Source organism: Reyranella sp. GW821-FHT12G01 (genome assembly GCF_058806575.1).
Window position 1 is genome coordinate 3,902,975 of record NZ_JBXAPV010000001.1, and the last position, 19,048, is coordinate 3,922,022.

7 protein-coding genes are annotated in these 19,048 nt (G+C 65.3%); 1 reads left to right on the forward strand and 6 read right to left on the reverse strand.

Annotation, left to right across the window (positions count from 1 at the left end; genetic code table 11):
- The 3 genes from AC1RP5_RS18925 to AC1RP5_RS18935 form a co-directional block, all read right to left on the reverse strand.
- Positions 1 to 13,220 (reverse strand): Ig-like domain-containing protein (locus tag AC1RP5_RS18925; protein ID WP_493113079.1); only part of this gene is annotated, 13,220 nt, incomplete at its 3' end.
- A gap of 342 nt (positions 13,221 to 13,562) precedes the next feature.
- Positions 13,563 to 14,486: a formylglycine-generating enzyme family protein gene (locus AC1RP5_RS18930; RefSeq protein WP_493113081.1), complete on the reverse strand. Its 924-nt coding sequence runs from the start codon at positions 14,484 to 14,486 to the stop codon at positions 13,563 to 13,565.
- Positions 14,483 to 15,484, reverse strand: a complete 1,002-nt coding sequence (locus AC1RP5_RS18935; protein WP_493113083.1) for an HAD family hydrolase — start codon at positions 15,482 to 15,484, stop codon at positions 14,483 to 14,485. Before AC1RP5_RS18935 ends, AC1RP5_RS18930 begins: the two co-directional genes overlap by 4 nt.
- A gap of 192 nt (positions 15,485 to 15,676) precedes the next feature.
- Here AC1RP5_RS18935 and AC1RP5_RS18940 point away from each other — a divergent pair, with 192 nt between their 5' ends.
- A complete protein-coding gene (locus tag AC1RP5_RS18940; RefSeq protein WP_493113085.1) occupies positions 15,677 to 16,027 on the forward strand; it encodes an SET domain-containing protein in 351 nt (116 codons plus the stop codon).
- 66 nt (positions 16,028 to 16,093) lie between these two features.
- On the opposite strand, the gene torT is transcribed toward AC1RP5_RS18940, so the two are convergent.
- From torT to AC1RP5_RS18955, 3 genes are read right to left on the reverse strand one after another with little or no spacing between them, the layout of a single operon-like run.
- Entirely contained in the window at positions 16,094 to 17,155 is a 1,062-nt protein-coding gene (gene torT, locus AC1RP5_RS18945; protein ID WP_493113087.1) for a TMAO reductase system periplasmic protein TorT, read from the reverse strand.
- 45 nt (positions 17,156 to 17,200) lie between these two features.
- Positions 17,201 to 17,983, reverse strand: a complete 783-nt coding sequence (locus AC1RP5_RS18950; protein ID WP_493113089.1) for an ATP-binding cassette domain-containing protein — start codon at positions 17,981 to 17,983, stop codon at positions 17,201 to 17,203.
- 1 nt (position 17,984) lies between these two features.
- Positions 17,985 to 19,028 (reverse strand): ABC transporter permease, encoded by a 1,044-nt coding sequence (locus AC1RP5_RS18955; RefSeq protein WP_493113091.1) that lies wholly within the window; start codon positions 19,026 to 19,028, stop codon positions 17,985 to 17,987.
- Positions 19,029 to 19,048 lie beyond the last annotated feature (20 nt).

Below are 19,048 nucleotides of genomic sequence, written 5' to 3' on the forward strand. Positions count from 1 at the left end.
GCCGCTGCGTCCGTATAACTGTCGGCCACCACCGCGACCGAGCCTGTTCCCGTGAATCCGTCGGTCGCGGTGAATTGGGCTGTCCATACCAGCGGATCAAGCGTCGCCGCCAAGCCCGTAACAGCGCCGCCCACCACTTCCAGAGAGGAGGCGGTGAAGTCGACCGGTGCCTCGCTGAAGGTGAACGTGACGAGAGAGCTGGCGTCACCGTCGCTGAGTGAAGCATCGGAGATCGCAACCGTCACGGTCGGGTTCAGGCGGTCGATCGCGACACTGTCGCTGCCCGAACCGCCCAGATTTGCCGCTGCGTCCGTATAACTGTCGGCCACCACCGCGACCGAGCCTGTTCCCGTGAATCCGTCGGTCGCGGTGAATTGCGCTGTCCATACCAGCGGATCAAGCGTCGCCGCCAATCCCGTAACAGTGCCGCCCACGACTTCCAGAGAGGAGGCGGTGAAATCGACCGGTGCCTCGCTGAAGGTGAACGTGACGAGAGAGCTGGCGTCACCGTCGCTTAGTGAAGCGTCGGAGATCGCAACCGTCACCGTCGGGTTCAGCCGGTCGATTGTGACGTTGTCGCTGCCGGCACCGCCGAGGTTCGCAGCGGCGTCCGTGTAACTGTCGGACAGGACCGTGACCGAGCCCGTTCCCGAGAAGCCATCGTCCGCCGAGAACTGCGCCGTCCAGACCAGAGGATTGCTCGTCGCCACCAGGCCCGTGACCGTACCGCCGACGACCGAAAGGGAGGCGTTGGTGAAGTCGACCGGCTCCTCACTGAACGTGAATGTAACCAGAGAGCTTGTGCCGCTGTCGTTCAGCGTGTCGTCGGAGATCGCAACCGTCACCGTCGGGTTCAGGCGGTCGATTGTGACGTTGTCGCTGCCGGCACCCCCGAGGTTCGCGGCGGCGTCCGTGTAACTATCGGACAGGACCGTGACCGAGCCCGTTCCCGAGAAGCCGTCGTCCGCCGTGAACTGAGCCGTCCAAACCAGCGGATCGCCTGTTGCCGCAAGGCCCGTGACCGTACCACCCACCACCGAGAGGGAGGCGTTGGTGAAGTCGACCGGCTCCTCGCTGAACGTGAACGTCACCAGAGAGCTGGTGTCACCGTCGCTAAGTGAAGCGTCGGAGATCGCAACCGTCACCGTCGGGTTCAGGCGGTCGATTGTGACGTTGTCGCTGCCGGCACCCCCGAGGTTCGCAGCGGCGTCCGTGTAACTATCGGACAGGACCGTGACCGAGCCCGTTCCCGAGAAGCCGTCGTCCGCCGTGAACTGAGCCGTCCAAACCAGCGGATCGCCTGTTGCCGCAAGGCCCGTGACCGTACCACCCACCACCGAGAGGGAGGCGTTGGTGAAGTCGACCGGCTCCTCGCTGAACGTGAACGTCACCAGAGAGCTGGTGTCACCGTCGCTGAGCGAACCGTCGGAAATCGCAACCGTCACCGTCGGGTTCAGTCGGTCGATTGTGACGTTATCGCTGCCCGTACCACCGAGGTTCGCCGCCGCGTCCGTGTAGCTGTCGGACAGGACCGTGACCGAACCCGTTCCCGAGAACCCATCGTCCGCTGTGAACTGCGCCGTCCAGATCAGAGGATTGCTCGTTGCCGCCAGACCGGTGACCGTACCGCCAACCACCGAGAGGGAGGCGTTGGTGAAGTCGACCGGCTCCTCGCTGAACGTGAACGTCACCACAGAGTTGGTGTCACTGTCGCTGAGCGAACCGTCGGAAATCGCAACCGTCACCGTCGGGTTCAGCCGGTCGATTGTGACGTTATCGCTGCCCGTACCACCGAGGTTCGCCGCCGCGTCCGTGTAGCTGTCGGGCAAGACCGTTACCGAACCCGTTCCAGAGAACCCATCGTCCGCTGTGAACTGCGCCGTCCAGATCAGAGGATTGCTCGTTGCCGCCAGACCGGTGACCGTACCGCCAACCACCGAGAGGGAGGCGTTGGTGAAGTCGACCGGCTCCTCGCTGAACGTGAACGTCACCACAGAGTTGGTGTCACTGTCGCTGAGCGAACCGTCGGAAATCGCAACCGTCACCGTCGGGTTCAGCCGGTCGATTGTGACGTTATCGCTGCCCGTACCACCGAGGTTCGCCGCCGCGTCCGTGTAGCTGTCGGGCAAGACCGTTACCGAACCCGTTCCAGAGAACCCATCGTCCGCTGTGAACTGCGCCGTCCAGATCAGAGGATTGCTCGTTGCCGCCAGACCGGTGACCGTACCACCCACCACCGAGAGGGAGGCGTTGGTGAAGTCGACCGGCTCCTCGCTGAACGTGAACGTCACCAGAGAGCTGGCGTCACCGTCGCTGAGTGAAGCATCGGAGATCGCAACCGTTACCGTCGGGTTCAGGCGATCAACCGCAACGCTATCGCTGCCCGTACCACCGAGGTTCGCCGCGGCGTCCGTGTAGCTGTCGGATACTACGCTGACCGAACCCGTTCCCGAGAACCCATCGTCCGCCGTGAACTGCGCAGTCCAGACCAACGGATCGCCTGTCGCCGCCAGACCGGTGATGGAGCCACCCAACACCGAAAGAGACGCGGCGCTAAAGCCGACCGGCTGCTCGCTGAAGGTGAACGTCACCAGAGAGCTGGCGTCACCGTCGTTCAGCGCGTCGTCGGAGATCGCGACCGTCACCGTCGGATTGAGACGGTCGATCTCAACGCTGTCGCTGCCGGCACCGCCGAGGTTCGCCGCCGCGTCCGTGTAACTGTCGGCCAGGACCGTGACCGAGCCCGGTCCGGAGAAACCGTCGTCGGCGGTGAACTGCGCCGTCCAGGTCTTCCCCGACGGGTCTCCCGACAGGTCTTGCACGAGATCCGTGACCGCACCGCCGACCACGGAGAGCGCGGCGGCCGTGAAGCCAACCGGCGCCTCGCTGAACGAGAATGTCACCAGCGAGCCCGGCGAACCGTCGCTCAGCGACGCAGCGTCGATCGCGACCGCCACTGTCGGATTCAACCGGTCGATCGCGACGCTGTCGCTGTCCGACCCGCCAAGGTTCAACGCCGCGTCCGTATAGCTGTCGGACAGAACGGTGATCGAGCCTGTCCCCGAGAACCCGTCCGTTGCCGTGAATTGCGCCGTCCAGACCAGCGGATTGCCCGTCGCCGCGAGGCCGGTAACCGCACCGCCCACGACCGAAAGCGACGCGGCCGAGAAGCCGACCGGTTCCTCGCTGAAGGTGAACGTCACCGGAGAGCTGGTGTCGCCGTCGCTCAGCGAATTGTCGGCGATCACCACCGTCACCGTCGGATTCAGACGATCGATTGCAACACTATCGTTGCCGGAGCTGCCGGCATTGAGCGCCGCATCGGTGTAGCTGTCGGCAACCACGGTGACCGACCCGGTCCCGGTAAACCCGTCCGTCGCCGTGAACTGTGCCGTCCACACCAGCGGATTGCCGGTGGCCGCCAGACCCGTGACCGTGCCGCCGACCACCGAAAGGGATGCATTGGTGAAGTCGACCGGCGCCTCACTGAACGTGAACGTCACCAACGAACTGGCATCGCCGTCGCTCAGTGAATCGTCGACGATCGCAACGGCCACCGTTGGGTTCAAGCGATCGATCGCGACGCTGTCGCTGCCCGAACCACCCGGGTTCAGCGCTGCGTCGGTGTAGCTCTCCGAAACGACCGCGACCGAGCCCGTGCCCGAGAAGCCGTCCGTCGCGGTGAATTGCGCCGTCCAGACCAGCGGATTGCCCGTCGCCGCGAGACCGGTGACCGCGCCGCCCACCACCGAGAGGGACGCCGCGCTGAAGTCGACCGGCGCTTCGCTGAACGTGAAGGTCACCAGCGAACTGGTGTCGCCGTCGCTCAGCGAATCATCGACGATCGCCACCGACACTGTCGGGGCCAAACGGTCGATCGTGACCGACGTCGACGGGGAAACCGAACCGATATTGCCCGCCACATCGATCAGGCTCGCCGTCACGGCGAACGTGCCGTCGCCCTGGATGGCAATCGTGCCGGTCGAGACCTCGACCGTGGCGCTGCCGGCCAGGATGTCGTCCTCGGTCAGGGCATAGGTCACGGCCTGGCCGCCCCAGTTCACCCGGATGGAGTAGCCGAGGCCCGCCTCGCTGCCCGACAGATCCACGAGGACCGTGGTGCCGTCCGTCGCCTCGATCGCGTTGATTCCGCCGGACGTATTCTCTGGCACCGACGGGGCCAGCGCCAGCGCGGCCGGGGCCACCGTATCCACCGTAACCGAGGTCGCGACCGAGACCGGGCCGACATTGCCGGCAACGTCGGTGAGGCTCGCCGTCACATCGAACGTACCGTTGCCCTGCGCCGCTATGATACCCGACGACACCAGAACCGTCGCGCTATCGGCCGTGATATCGGCGCCAATCAACGTGCGGCTCACGACCTGGCCGCCCCAGTTCACGAACAGCGTGTCGCCGGCCTCGGCTCCCATGCCGGACAGGTCGATGACGACCTGCGTGCCGTTCGATGCTTCGCTGGCATTGATGCCACCCGCATCGTTCTCGGCAACCGCCGGAGCGGGAGGTGCCGGCGGCGTCACCGTATCCACCGAGACGATCGTCGCGGGCGAATTCGCGCCGATATTGCCGACCATGTCGGTCAGGCTCGCCGTCACGTTGAACTCGCCGTCACCTTGCGCGGCGATGGTCTCGGGCGGCACGGTGATCCCGACGCTGCCGGCGACGATGTCGCCCGCGGTCAGCGTGTAGGTGATGACTTCCCCACCCCAGTTCACCGTCAACGTATCGCCGGCGATCGCCCCGATCCCGGACAGGCTTACGACGACCACCGTGCCGTCCGCCGCCTCGGCTGCATTGATGCCGCCCGCGCCGTTCTCAACGATCGTTGGCGCCGCCGGCGGCGGCGGCGCCACGCCATCGAATGCTGCAAGCTGATTGCTGTTGGCCGTGAGGCTGGCCGCCGAGACGTTCGCCAGGTCGATCAGCACGTCGCTGCTGTCAGGCGTGCCCGCCGAAGATCCCTGGATATAAACGAAGGTGTGCCCGATGCCGCCGATCGTCGCCTTGAAAGCGAGCGAACTGCCGGTAGTGCCGATATCGTGACCCTGGAGATACTGAACGACCGCCGCCACGTCGGAAAGCGACGTCAGGTTGACGGCCGCCGCGTACGTGGTCGCGTCGTCGAAGCTGATGATCCCGTTGGAGATGGCGTGGGATTTGACTGTCGCAGCAGTGTTCAGCTGCAGCGTCGACGTTACTGCCTTGGTGAAGGTCGTGACGACAGCGGCACCGGAGTAGCCGAGCTTCTCGCTGGCCGCGGCCGTGGTGCCGGTCTTGTAGTCGGTGATCACATCGAATCCGGCGATCGTGCCGGACATGCCGGAGCCGCCGATCGTGAGAACCGAGGCGCCCGCTGCGAAGTTGAAGATGTCGAGGCCCGCACCGCCCGTCAGCGTATCCGCGCCAACTCCGCCCGTGAGCGTATCGATCAGGCCGCTGCCCGTGATCGTGTCGGCTCCCGTCGAGCCCGTGACCGAGATGATATCGGTGCCCGACGTCCAGTTCGCGAAGGTGAATCCCGACAGGTCGAACGACCCGGCCGTCGGCAGCGTGACGGCAAAAGTCTGCGTCGCCGCCGTTCCCGTGATGACCGCCGTCGTCGCGATCTTGCCGGCGCCGAACTGGGTCGAGTTGAACGTCGCGGTCGAGCTGCCGGACGTGTTGGCAAAGGCGATGCCCTCGATGTTGACGAAGCCGTCGACACCGTTGGCCGCCGCGGCGGTGAGGCTGATGCTCGTGCCGGCGCCGGCGGTACCGATCTGTAGGGTATCGAAGTCCGCGCCGCCGTCGTAGCGGTCTCCGACCTGCACCTGGGTGGTGTTGCTGACGATCAGCGTGTCGTTGCCGGCGCCGGCCAGGATCGTCGTGGCCTGGGTGGCACCGACAAAAGTCTCCGCGCCGCTCGCGCCATTCACCGCGATCGTGTCGGTACCGGCCACCCAGTTCGCAAAGGTCCAGCCCGACAGGTCGACCGAGCCGCCGCTGTCGACGTTGACCACGATGGCCTGGACCACAGAAGCCGTCGACGTCGCCGTGATGAGCGCCGTCGACGAGATCTTGCCGGCGCCGATCTGGCTGGCATTGAACGTCGCCGTCGACGTTCCCGCCGTGTTGATGAAGGTGATGCCTTCGACGCTGAGAAAGCCGTTCACTCCGTCAGAGGCCGCGCCGCTGAGATCCACGGCAACGCCCGTAGTCGTCGCGCCGATCTGAAGGATGTCGTTGCCGGCACTGCCGTCGAATCTGTCGCCCGCCGTGACCTGATTGGAGGCGCCGACGATGAACCGGTCGATCTGGCTGCTGCCGACGATGATCTCGTTGCCCGTCGAGCCGGTGAGGCTGATCGTGTCCGTACCTGACGTCCAGTTCACGAAGGTCAGGCCAGACAGGTCGACCGAGCCGTCTGCCGTGAGGTTGATCGCCAGCGCTTGCGTGCCGGCGGTCGTCCCGGTGATCACCGAGGTCGATGAAATCCTGCCAGACCCGAACTGAGCTCCATTGAGCGTCGCCGTCGACGTGCCCGACGAATTCAGGAAGGTGATGCCTTCGATATTGAGGAAGCCGTTGATCCCGTCGACGGCCGCGGCGCTGAGATCGACGGCGAGCGCGGTCGTCGTCGCACCGATCTGCAGGATGTCGTTGCCCGCCCCGCCATCGTAGCGGTCGCCAGCCTGCACCTGGGTCGTGGCGCCGACGACCAGCGTATCGGTCTGGCTGCTACCGACGATGATCTCGTTACCGGTCGAGCCGGTCAGCGTGATCGTATCGGCTCCCGAGGTCCAGCCGGAGAAGGTCCAGCTCGACAGGTCGAGCGAACCGCCCGTCGCCATGTTGATCACGATCGCCTGGGTCGACGACGTTCCGGTGATCAGTGTGGCGTTCGCGATCTTGCCAGTGCCGAACTGCGCCGAGCCGAACGTCGCGGTCGACGTGCCGGACGTGTTGACGAAGGCGATGCCCTCGATGTTGACGAAGCCATCGATGCCATTCGTCGCCGCGGCCGCGAGGCTGATGCTCGTGCCCACACCCGCCAAGCCGATCTGCAGCGTATCGGCGTCGGCACCGCCGTCGTAACGATCGCTGACCTGGACCTGGGTCGTGTTGCTGACGATCAGCGTGTCGTTGCCCGCGCCGGCCAGAATCGTCGTGCCCTGCGTGGCGCCGGTGAAAGTCTCGGCGCCGCTCGAGCCGTTGACGGTGATCGTGTCCGTGCCGGAGGTCCAGGTCGGGAAGGTCCAGCCCGACAGATCGGCCGAACCGCCCGTGCCGACATTGACCACGATGGCGTTGGTGGAGCTGGTTCCGGTGATGATCGCGGTGGCAGCGATCTTGCCTGTGCCGAACTGGTTGGCGTTGAATGTTGCCGTCGCCGTTCCGGCCGAGTTGATGAAGGTGATGCCTTCGACGTTGATGAAGCCGTTGACCCCATCCGAGGCGGCGGCGCTGAGATCGATCGCCACGGCCGCGGTCGTCGCGCCGATCTGGATGACATCGTTGCCGAGACCGCCATTGTATCGGTCGCCAGCCGAGACCTGATCCGTCGAAGCGACGACGAAGCGGTCGATCTGGCTTGTGCCGACGATGATCTCGCTGCCCGTCGATCCGGTCAGGCTGATCGTATCGGTGCCGGAGGTCCAGTTGGTGAAGGTCAGCCCCGACAGGTCGAGCGAGCCGCCCGGTGCGAGATTGACGACCAGCGCTTGGGTTCCCGTGGTCGTGCCGATGATCGCCGACGAAGTCGAGATCTTGCCCGCGCCGAACTGGCTCGCGTTGAAGGTTGCCGTCGTCGTCGTCGACGTGTTGACGAAGGAGATCGCCTCGATGTTGACGAAGCCATCGACGCCATCGCTCACGGCTCCCGTCAGCGCGACGGTCACGCCGGCGCCGACCGTGCCGATCTGCAGCGTGTCGACATCGGCGCCGCCATCGTAGCGATCGCTCGCCTGGATCTGGGTGGTGGCGCTGACGATCAGCGTGTCGGCTCCGGCGCCGGCCAGGATCGTCGTGCCCTGGATAGCGCCCGTGATCGTATCGGCGTCGCTCGAGCCATTGACCGTGATCGTGTCGGCACCGGACGTCCACGTCGTGAACGTCCAGCCCGACATGTTGAGCGAGCCGGCCGGCGCCATGTTGACCACGAGCGCCTGCGTCGACGCGGTGCCGGTGATGGCGACTGCTGCAGCGATCTTGCCAGTGCCGAACTGCGCTGAATTGAACGTCGCCGTCGAAGTGCCCGACGTGTTGACGAAGTTGATCGCCTCGATGCTCACGAAGCCGTTGACGCCGTCGGCGGCAGCCGCGCTGAGGTCTATGCTGGTGCCGGCTCCCGCCACGCCGATCTGGAGGATGTCGTTGCTGGCGCCGCCATCGTACCGGTCGCCGGCAGAGACCTGGTTGGTCGCGCCGACGACGAACCGGTCGATCTGGCTGCTGCCGACGATGATCTCGTTGCCGGTCGAGCCCGTGACGGTGATCGTGTCGGTGCCCGACGTCCAGGTCGCGAAGGTCCAACCGGAAAGATTGAGGGCGCCGCCCGCATCGAGATTGATCGCCAAGGCCTGGGTGCCGGTCGTGCCGGTGATCACCGCCGTCGTCGAGATCTTGCCCGCGCCGAACTGTGCGGCATTGAACGTCGCCGTCGACAGGGTGCTCGATCCGTTGACGAACGTGATCTTCTCGATGTTCACGAAGCCATCGATGCCGTCGTTCGCCGCGCCACTCAGGTCGATGGTGGTCGCGGTCGCGAGGCCGATGCGCAGCGTATCGACGTCGTCGCCACCATCGTATCGGTCGCTCGCCTGGATCTGGTTGGTGTTGGTGACGACCAGCGTGTCGGCGCCCGCACCGGCCAGGATCCTCGTGCCCTCGGTGGCGCCCGTCAGCGTCTCGGCGCCGGTCGAGCCGTTGACCGTGATCGTGTCGGTACCGGAGGTCCAGTTGTTGAACGTCCAGGTCGACAGGTCCATCGTTCCGGCAGCGGCGACATTGACCGTCAGCGCCTGGACGGCGCCGAGCGTTCCGGTGATGGCCGCATTGGTCGCGATCTTGCCGGTGCCGAACTGGGTGGCATTGAAGGTCGCCGACGAAGTGCCCGACGTGTTGACGAAGCTGATACCCTCGACGCTCAGGAAGCCGTTCACGGCGTCCGCCGCGGCGGCGCTGAGGTCGATACTGGTGCCGACGCCAGCCAGGCCGATCTGGAGGATGTCGTTGCCGGTGCCGCCATTGTAGCGGTCGCCGACGGAAACCTGATTGGTGTCGCTGACGACGAGCCGGTCGATCTGCGTGCTGCCGACGATGATCTCGGTGCCGGTCGAGCCGGTGAGACTGATCAGATCGGTACCGGACGTCCAGGACGCGAACGTCCAGGTCGAAAGGTCGATCGAGCCACCCGCCCCGACATTGATCGCGATGGCCTGGTCTGCCGAGGTTCCCGTCACTGCCGTCGCGACGGCGATCTTGCCCGTCCCGAACTGGGCGGCATTGAACGTCGCGGTGGACGCGCCCGATGTGTTCACGAAGGTGATGCCTTCGACACTCAGGAAGCCGTTGACGCCGTCCGCTGCGGCGGCCGTGAAATCGATACTGGTGCCGGCGCCTGCCGTGCCGATCTGGATAACGTCGTTGCCGCCCTTGCCGTCATACCGGTCGGTGGCGGAAATCTGGTTGGTGTCGCTGACGACGAAACGGTCGATCTGGCTGCTGCCGACGATGATCTCGGTTCCGGTCGAGCCGGTGATCGAAATCGTGTCGGTGCCGGACGTCCAGTTCGTGAAAGTCCAGGCTGACAGATCGACTGCCCCACCCGAGGAGAGGTTCACGGCCAGCGCCTGGGCCGCCGCCGTCGTTCCGGTCACGGCGGTGGTGGCGGAGATCTTGCCAGCGCCGATCTGCGCCGCATTCAACGTCGCCGTGGAGATGTCCGAAGTGTTGACGAAAGTGATGGCCTCGATGCTGACGAAGCCGTCAACACCGTCGGACGCCGCCGCGCTGAGATCGACACTCGTGCCGGCGCCCGCCGCGCCGACCTGGAGGATGTCGTTGCCGCCCTTGCCGTCGAACCTGTCTCCAACCGAGACCTGGCTCGTGTCGCCGACGATGAATCGGTCGATCTGGGTGCTGCCGATGATGCTCTCGGCGCCAGTCGAGCCCGTGACGGTGATCGTGTCGGTGCCCGAGGTCCAGTTCGAGAAGGTCCAGGCCGACAAGTCGAGCGAACCGCCGTTCGCGACATTGATCGCAATGGCCTGTGTCGCCGAGGTGTTGGCCGACACGGCCAAGGCCGTGGAAATCTTTCCAGCGCCGAACTGATTGGCGTTGAACGTCGCCGTCGCCGTGCCCGACGTGTTGACGAAGGCCAGGCTCTCGATGCTGACGAAACCGTCGATCCCGTCAGACGCCGCCGCACTGAGATCGACGCTCGTGCCCGCGCCCGCAACACCGACCTGAAGAATGTCGTTGCCGGCACCGCCATCGTAGCGGTCCGAGGCGGAAACCTGACTCGTGTCGTTGACGACGAACCGGTCGATCTGGCTGCTGCCGACGATGGTCTCGCCGCCGGTCGAGCCCGCGACGGTGATCGTGTCGGTGCCCGAGGTCCAGTTCGAGAAGGTCCAGGCCGACAGATCGAGCGAACCGCCTGTCGCGACGTTGATCGCAATCGCCTGGGTCGCCGAGGTATTGGCCACGACGGCCAACGACGTCGAAAGCTTGCCGGCGCCGAACTGGTTGCCGCCGAACGTCGCCGTCGACGTGCCGCTCGTATTGATGAAAGCGAGGCCTTCGACGCTGACGAAACCGTTGACCCCGTCAGCGGCTGCCGCACTGAGATCGACGGTGACACCCGTCGTCGTCGCGCCGATCTGGAGAACGTCGTTGCCGGCACCGCCGTCGTACCGGTCGGCGGCGGAGATCTGATTCGTCGCGTTGACGGCGAACCGGTCGATCTGGCTGCTGCCGGTGATGATCTCGTCGCCGGTCGAGCCCGAGACGGTGATCGTGTCGGTGCCGGACGTCCAGTTCGAGAAGGTCCAGGCCGACAGGTCGAGCGAACCACCCGCGGCAACATTGACCGCGATGGCCTGGACGCCGGACGTCGTCGCTTCGACGGCCAGGGCCGTCGAAATCTTGCCCGCGCCGAACTGGTTGCTGCCGAAGGTCGCGGTCGATGTGCCGCTCGTATTGATGAAGGCCAGCCCTTCGATGCTGACGAAGCCGTTGACCCCGTCGGAGGCCGCCGCACTCAGATCGACGGTGACGGCCGCCGTCGTCGCGCCGATCTGGAGAACGTCGTTGCCGGCGCCGCCGTCATACCGGTCCGCTGCGGAGACCTGATTCGTGGCGCCGACGATGAACCGGTCGATCTGGCTGCTGCCGACGATGATCTCGTCGCCCGTCGAACCCGTCACCGAGATCGTATCGGTCCCCGACGTCCAGTTCGAGAAGGTCCAGGCCGACAGGTCGAGCGAGCCGCCCGCGGCGACGTTGACCGCGATGGCCTGGATGGCCGACGTGTTCGCCTCGACCGCCAGCGCCGTCGAAATCCTGCCGGCGCCGAATTGCGCGCTACTGAGCGTCGCGGTCGACGTTCCAGACGTGTTGACGAAGGAGAGGCCCTCGACGCTCAGGAACCCGTTCACGCCGTCGGTGGCGGCGGCGCTGAGGTCGACGCTGGTGCCGGCGCCGGCTACGCCGATCTGGATGACGTCGTTGCCGGCGCTTCCATCGTATCTGTCGCCTGCCACGACCTGATTCGTCGCGCCAACGACGAAGCGATCGTTCTGGCTGGTTCCGACGATGATCTCGGTGCCCGTCGAGCCGGTCAGGCTGATCGTGTCGGTGCCCGACGTCCAGTCGGTGAACGTCAGGGCCGACAGGTCGAGCAAGCCGCCCGCCGCCATGTTGACGTTGAGCGCCTGCGTTCCGGCCGCCGTCCCGACAATCGTCGATGCTGTCGAGATCTTGCCCGCGCCGAACTGGGCGCTGCCGAACATCGACGTCGAGGTGCCCGACGTGTTGGTAAAGGCAATGGCCTCGACGCTGAGGAATCCGTTGACCCCGTCGGAGGCGGCAGCGCTGAGATCGATGCTCGTGCCGGCGCCCGCCACGCCGATCTGAAGCGTGTCGTTGTCGGCGCCACCATCGTAGCGATCGGTGACCTGGATCTGGTTCGTATTGCTGACGATCAGCGTGTCGTTGCCCGCGCCGGCGAGGATCGTCGTACCCTGGGTCGAGCCCGTGAAGGTCTCCGCACCGGTCGAGCCATTGACCGTGATCGTGTCGGTGCCCGAGGTCCATGTCGCAAAGGTCCAGCCGGACAGATCGATCGTCGCGCCGGTGTCGAGATTGATCACCAAGGCCTGTGTAGACGTCGTGCCGGTGACCACCACCGTCGTCGAGATCTTGCCCGCGCCGAACTGGGCGGCGTTGAACGTCGCCGTCGATGTGAGCGACGTATTGGTGAAGGTGATTGCTTCGAAGCCGACGAAGCCCGCGACTCCGTCCGTCGCGGCGAGGCTGAGGTCGACGCTCGTGCCGGCCCCGGCAACACCGATCTGGATGACATCGACACCGGGGCTTCCCCCGGCATTGAAGGTATCGGTCGCGCTCACCGTCCCAGCGACGATGACGTAGGTGTCGCTGGCCGTCGTTCCGTTGAACGTGTCGGTTCCCGCCGTCGCGGTGAAGGTCGCCAGCACCCCCGCGTAGGCCGCGACGCCCCCCGCCGTCAGGGGCGACTGCGACAGTGACACGCCGGCCGGCGTATCCAGTTCCCAGTTTCCGCCAGATGCCGCGGCGCCCACGAGGCCCGTCGACGCCAGTACCGGCGCATCGATCGCCCGGCTCAGCGCATCGACGAAGGCGGCGCCCCTCGATCCCAGCGCCACTTCGCAGGCCCACAGGCGCAGTTCGCCTTCATCCGACAGCGCACGGGTCAGGGCCTGCAGATCGCCGGCATGAGCAACCACGTCGTTGGACGAAACGCTGCCTGCCGCGAAGTCGATCTGCCCCGACTTTCCATGGGCGACGACGTGGACGACCGCGATGTCGCGACGGCCGGCCAGGGCCTCCGCGATCTGCGTGAGAGCAGGCTGCGATGCGTTCAGGAGAACCGGTTCGATGCCGGGCTGCAGGGAGCCGGCGAGAAACGCGACATCCCGCACGGCGGGATCGATGAACGCCAGCTGGATAGATCTGGACATGGTGCCCCCAAGCGCCCGCGACTATGCAATCACGCAGATCACAAACGCGCGGAGTGCATGCCCACATACGCAAGCTGCACCGCGAGCGCAACAAATGCAGTGGTCACATTTCTGTTTTGGGGATATTTTTTTCAGGTCCGGTGAAATCAATTCAGCGACACTGAATTACATAATGATTTCTTACACTTAACTTACGTCACCCAGGGTAATCTACCTGACAAAACAGTGGCCTTCTGACGAAGACAAACCCCGTCGGAGCGCACGTAATGCCTGCATATCAGAGGTAAGGAACAATTCTTCGGTAGTCGGGCTGTCAGGCGGACCTCGGCCACCCTCGAGATTTTACCCCTGTCGCACGACGCACCTGAACCCGACATGGCTCGTGGTCGTGTCGACATCCTCGGCATGGCGGGCGGCCGGCCGGTAGCGCCTGCAATAGCTTGGCGCGCAGAGGTGGGAGCCACCCTTGAGCACCTTGCGCGGAATGCGCAGCGCGGCCTGGCTCGGGCTGTAACTAGCGTCCACCGGCCCGCCGCGCGGGTTCTCAGGCACGCAGCAGGCCTTGGCGGCGTCGGGCGCGTGCTTGGCCGAGTACCAGTCGGTCGTCCATTCCCAGACGTTGCCGATCATGTCGTGCACACCGTAGCCGTTGGCCGGGAAGGCGCGCACCGGCGAGGTCCGGGCAAAGCCGTCCTCGCGCGTATTGTCGACCGGGAAGCCGCCCTGCCAGGTGTTGGCCATGTGCTTGCCGCCGGGCGTGAATTCGTCACCCCAGGCGAATTCCGCCTCCGCGAGCCCGCCGCGCGCAGCGAACTCCCACTCCGCCTCTGTCGGCAGCTCCTTGCCCGCCCACTTGGCGTAAGCCTCGGCGTCGCGGAAGGCGATCTGCACCACGGGATGGTCGTCGAGCCCACCGATATGGCTGCCCTTGCCGTAAGGCCGCCGCCAGGTGGCGCCGAAGGTGAAGCGCCACCACTGGCTCCAGTCCGCGAGGTCGACCGGCCTGGAGGGCGGCGTGAAGACCAGGCCGCCGGCCTTCAGCATTTCGGGCCGCGCGCCGGGATAGTCCTTGGGATCGGGATCGATCTCGGCCCAGGTGACGTAGCCGGTCGCCTGGATGAAGGCCTTGAACTGCGCGTTGGTGACCGGCGTGGGGTCGATCCAGAAGCCATCGACCGTCACGGTATGCACCGGCGCTTCCTCGGGATAGTGCCGGTCCGAGCCCATGCGGAACGTGCCGCCTGGAATGCGGATCATGTCCTTCATCGCTTCAACTCGAACGGATAGATGACTTTCCAGTCGTTCTTCATGTCGACGATCGTCCATTTGCGGCGAAGCGCCTCGTCCCAGGCCTTGTCGAGCTGGCCGATCTGCGAGGGCCTGTCGTAGGCATACTCGCGAACTGCGTCGGTGTGATGCACCAGTCCCATGAAGCGCGCACCGGAGCCCGCCGCCGTCCATTCCAGCATCTGCTGGTCGCCGTCGGAATTGCCGAAGGCGAAGACGGGCCGACGGCCGATGAACCGGTTGATGCCGACCGGCTTGCCCACGCCATCGTCGACGAACTCGACCTTCGGCTCCTTCGTCAGCATCGGCGTGCCGTCGGCCCGGAGCTCGAACTTCGTCACGCCGGAGGAGCCCACGACCTGCTCGGGCGGGATGCCGTAGATGCGCTCCGTCCAGGGCCGCATGAACTCGATACCGCCTCCGGAGACGATATAGGTCTTGAACTGGTTAGCGCGCAGGAAGGCCAGCAGCTCGATCATCGGCTGGAAGACGAGATCGGTGTAGGGCCGGTTGAAGCGGGGATGGCGCGCCGTCGCGAGCCAGTCGACGACCGACTTGGTAAACTCCTCGACTGTCATGCCGGTATGCGTCGCGGCCACGACCTCGAGCATCGCCTTCTCGCCCAGGGCGGCACTCACGGCGCGATCGCCGGCCAGGATGGAGCGGAACGGCTCGCGCGTCTGCCACTCGGGAAAACGTGGCGCCATGGCCTTCACGCGATCGAGGGCGAAGGCAACCTGGAAGTAGATCGGCTGCTCCGTCCACAGCGTGCCGTCATTGTCGAAACAGGCGATGCGCTCGGGCACCGGCACCCAGTCGCGCGCCCCCATCGTCGTGGTGCGGGTCACGAAATCGAGGATCGACTGCTTCACCGGCCCGTCGTTCCACGACGGAAGGGCGTCGCCCTGCGCCTCAGCCGGCAGGCTCCGGGCCAACCCGAGGGCGGCAAGGCCGGTGATCATGGTGCGGCGCTTCATGACGTCTCCGTAGACTGCCGCGCCGGGAGGCGCGGGCAACCACTATGTCCCCTGCTCGCGAACTTCGTCCATGGGCCACAGCATCCGCGATGTTCTTTGCCGCTGACAGCGACGACGGGAACGCGGCAATATGGCACCGCCCCGCAACCGGGGTGCCTTCGCTCCTCCTCGAGTCAGTAACGCGTTCCATCCATGAAACTGATCGTCAAGAAGTCGCCGCTGCATGGAAAAGGCCTGTTCGCCGCGCAGGAGATTCCCTGGGGCGTCAAGATCATCGAGTATCAGGGCGAATTGATCTCGGATGCCGTTGCCCTGGAGCGCATCGCGACGGGCTCTGACTGCATCTTCGAGCTGCGCGAGAACGAGAATATCGACGGCGCGGTGATGGGCAACGAGGCGCGTTACGCCAACCATTCCCGACGGAAGCCCAACTGCTTCGTGCTGCGGGAAGACAATAAAATCTGGCTGGTTGCGGGAATCGAAGGGATCAGGAAGGGCGAGGAACTGACGTTCGACTACGGCTCGACCTTCTACGCCCTCTAATCCGAAGGTCCGGCGAGCCATTCCGCCCGCCGGCCTGTCGGTATCGCGATAGCTGCGACGTCGCGGTTACTTCTTCACCGCGTCGATCTTGAACACCGGCTTGAAGCCGTCCGGCGCGATCAGCGTGGTCCGGTCGTAGGTGTTCACGTTCTTGCCGTCGATGATGCTGAACTGGCGGCTCGCCACCTTGACCTCGAGCTTGCCTTCGAGGATGCGCAGCGCCTGGTCGACGCTGATCCGCGAGCCCAGCAGGTTGTTGTCGTTCACGGTCGCCATGACGATGCCGTCGCGCACGGCCTGCTCGATCGGCGGCGTCGAGTAGAAGGCGATCAACTTCTTGTCCTTGATTCCCTTCTCCTTGACGATCTCCATCGCGCCCTCGATCGCCGGCGCCACGCCGCCGATGATGGCGAGATCGGGATAGGTCTGCAGCGCGTCCTCGATGAGCTTCATCTGGGTGGCCTTGCCGGTATCGCCGTAGATGACCTTTTCCAGAACCACGTCGGAACCGGCGATGGAGTCCTTCATGCCCTTCACGGCATCCTCGACCCACTGCGAGCCGGCCGGGCCCGCGAGCCAGACCATCTTCTTCTTGCCGGAGCCGGCAGGATAGGTCTGGGCCAGGTACTTACCGGCGGTCGCACCCGCGTAATAATACTGGGCGAGTGCCGCCGCCGCGATCTTGTCGGTCGTCACGCCGTTGCCGAGATCGAGCGTCGGAACACCCTTGCGCGCGAGTTCCTCGATCATGCCGTTCAGGCCCGACTTGGAGACGGCGTTGACCAGCACGGCATTGCCGCCGGCGGCCACGCAATCCTCGATCTGCTGGATCTGGCCCGCGACATCGTCGTAGCCGTTGGCCGCCATGATCGTCGCGGAGATGTTCTGGCGCTTGGCCTCCATCAGCACGCCGTAGTCCTTGGCGACGTAGTAGGCGTCCTTCATGTGCGGGAAGGCGACGCAGAGTTTCCACGGCTTGGTCAGCGAGCCGACCGGCAGCGGCTTGTAGACGGCGGTCGGATTCTTCTCGTCGACCATCAGATTGGCGGTCCAGTCGTCGGCCGCGAAGGCCGCTCCCGCCTGCATCGCCAACATTGCCGAAATCGCAATCCCAGAAATCTTCCTCATGATACGGCTCCCACTGCTATATCTCGACGCGAGATAATGGCTCCCCTAAACCCGCCCATGGATGATCATCGATGTGATGTCCTGGCGGGTTGTCCCCTCCGTCGGCACGACACCGACCAGATTTCCATTTTTGAGAACGGCCACGCGATTGGAGATGCTCATGACATGCTCCATGTTGTGGCTAACGATGAGGAATGAGATGCCACGCTGGGACAGGCGCTGGATGAGGTCGAGCACCTTCTGGCCCTCATGCACGCCCAGCGCCGCCATCGGCTCGTCCATGATGATCAGCTTGATGTCGCCGAGCAGCAGCCGGCTGATGGCGACGGCCTGACGCTGGCCACCGGACATGGTGCTGACCGGACGGTCGAGGTACGGCATGCGGATGTCGAGCTCGCGCAGTAGCGCCTTGGTACGCTCCACCATCTCGGCGCGCCGCAGCAGCGGCAGCACGCCCAGCACCTTGGTCGAGAGCTCGCGGCCGAGGAACACGTTCTGCGGGACGTCGAAGCAGTCCACCAGGCCCAGGTTCTGGTGCAGCGTGGCGATGCCGAGATCGTGCGCATCGTGTGGGTTCTGGATGGCGGCGAGACGCCCGCTCACGTGAATGGTGCCCTCGTCCGGCACTTCCGCGCCGGACAGGATCTTCACCAGGGTGGACTTGCCGGCGCCGTTGTCGCCGACCAGCGCCATGATCTCGTTCTCGCGGACGTCCAGCGAGACGCCGTTCAGGGCGCGATTGCCGCCGAACGACTTCACGATGCCGGAGGCCTTGAGGAGCGACGTGGTGCCCGCCACGGGGCGCGAGGCTGCGAGGACCTGAGCCATGCTATTCCGCCCTCACCTGCTGCATCATCTTGATGCGCACCTGGTCGACCACCACCGCGAGGATGAGCAGCACGCCCAGCACGATCAGCTGCTGGTAGCTCGGCACCCGCAGAAGATTCATGCCGTTGGTGACGAGAGTGACGAAGAACGCACCCAGCACGACGTTGCCGACCCGACCGATGCCGCCGAAGAACGAGACGCCGGCGATGACCACGGCCGTGATCGATTCGAGCACGTGCGTGGAGGCGAGCGTCGCCTCGCCGGTGCCGACGCGTGCCGTCAGCAGCAGGCCGCCGATCGACACGATGACCGAGCACATGACGTAAGCCATCACCATGTGCAGCCGCGTGCTGATGCCCGCGAGGCGGCTGGCCACGATGTTGCCGCCAAGCGCGTAGATGCGCCGGCCGAATGGCGTCCAGTTCAGGATGTAGTACATGATCAGGAATACGCCGCCGGCGACCCACACGGGCGCCGGGATGCCCAAGGGTGCGGCATAGGCGAAGACTTCGCCGAACTGCTTGGGCATGCCGTACATCGGCATGCCGCCGCTGACCGTCAGCGCGATGCCCGACAGGATCGAGAGCATCCCTACGGTCATGATGAACGGGTTGACGTTGAAGACGGCGATGCCGATGCCATTGACCGCGCCGACCAGCGCACCGATCGCCATGCCCGCGCCGATGCCGGCAGCGATGGCGAGCCACGGCGCATTCGGATCGCCGGCCAGCACGGTGGCCATCACCAGCGCGACGCAGACGCTGACCAGCGCCTCGGTCGAGCCGATCGACATGTCGATGCCGCGCACCAGCAGCGTGAGCATCTGGCCCATGCTGACGACGACCAGGAAGCTCGAGGCGCGGGCAACGTTGAAGAGGTTGTTGTAGGTGAGGAACCGCGGCTCGGCGATCGCGAAGCCGACAATGGCGATGACGAGGACGATCGGCAGGATGCCGCCGGCCAGGAATATCCTGCGCCCGAGGCCGGAAAGACGGCCCAACAGGTCAGACGGAAGTTTCTGCTCCACGGCGATGCGCTCAGACATCGTCTTTTCTACGACTTACC

What these genes read in the sequence shown, in the direction of transcription:
- AC1RP5_RS18930 (WP_493113081.1), bottom strand. Translation starts at nt 14,486, where the DNA reads ATGAAGGACATGATCCGCATTCCAGGCGGCACGTTCCGCATGGGCTCG.
- AC1RP5_RS18940 (WP_493113085.1), top strand. Translation starts at nt 15,677, where the DNA reads ATGAAACTGATCGTCAAGAAGTCGCCGCTGCATGGAAAAGGCCTGTTC.
- AC1RP5_RS18935 (WP_493113083.1), bottom strand. Translation starts at nt 15,484, where the DNA reads ATGAAGCGCCGCACCATGATCACCGGCCTTGCCGCCCTCGGGTTGGCC.
- AC1RP5_RS18955 (WP_493113091.1), bottom strand. Translation starts at nt 19,028, where the DNA reads ATGTCTGAGCGCATCGCCGTGGAGCAGAAACTTCCGTCTGACCTGTTG.
- AC1RP5_RS18950 (WP_493113089.1), bottom strand. Translation starts at nt 17,983, where the DNA reads ATGGCTCAGGTCCTCGCAGCCTCGCGCCCCGTGGCGGGCACCACGTCG.
- torT (WP_493113087.1), bottom strand. Translation starts at nt 17,155, where the DNA reads ATGAGGAAGATTTCTGGGATTGCGATTTCGGCAATGTTGGCGATGCAG.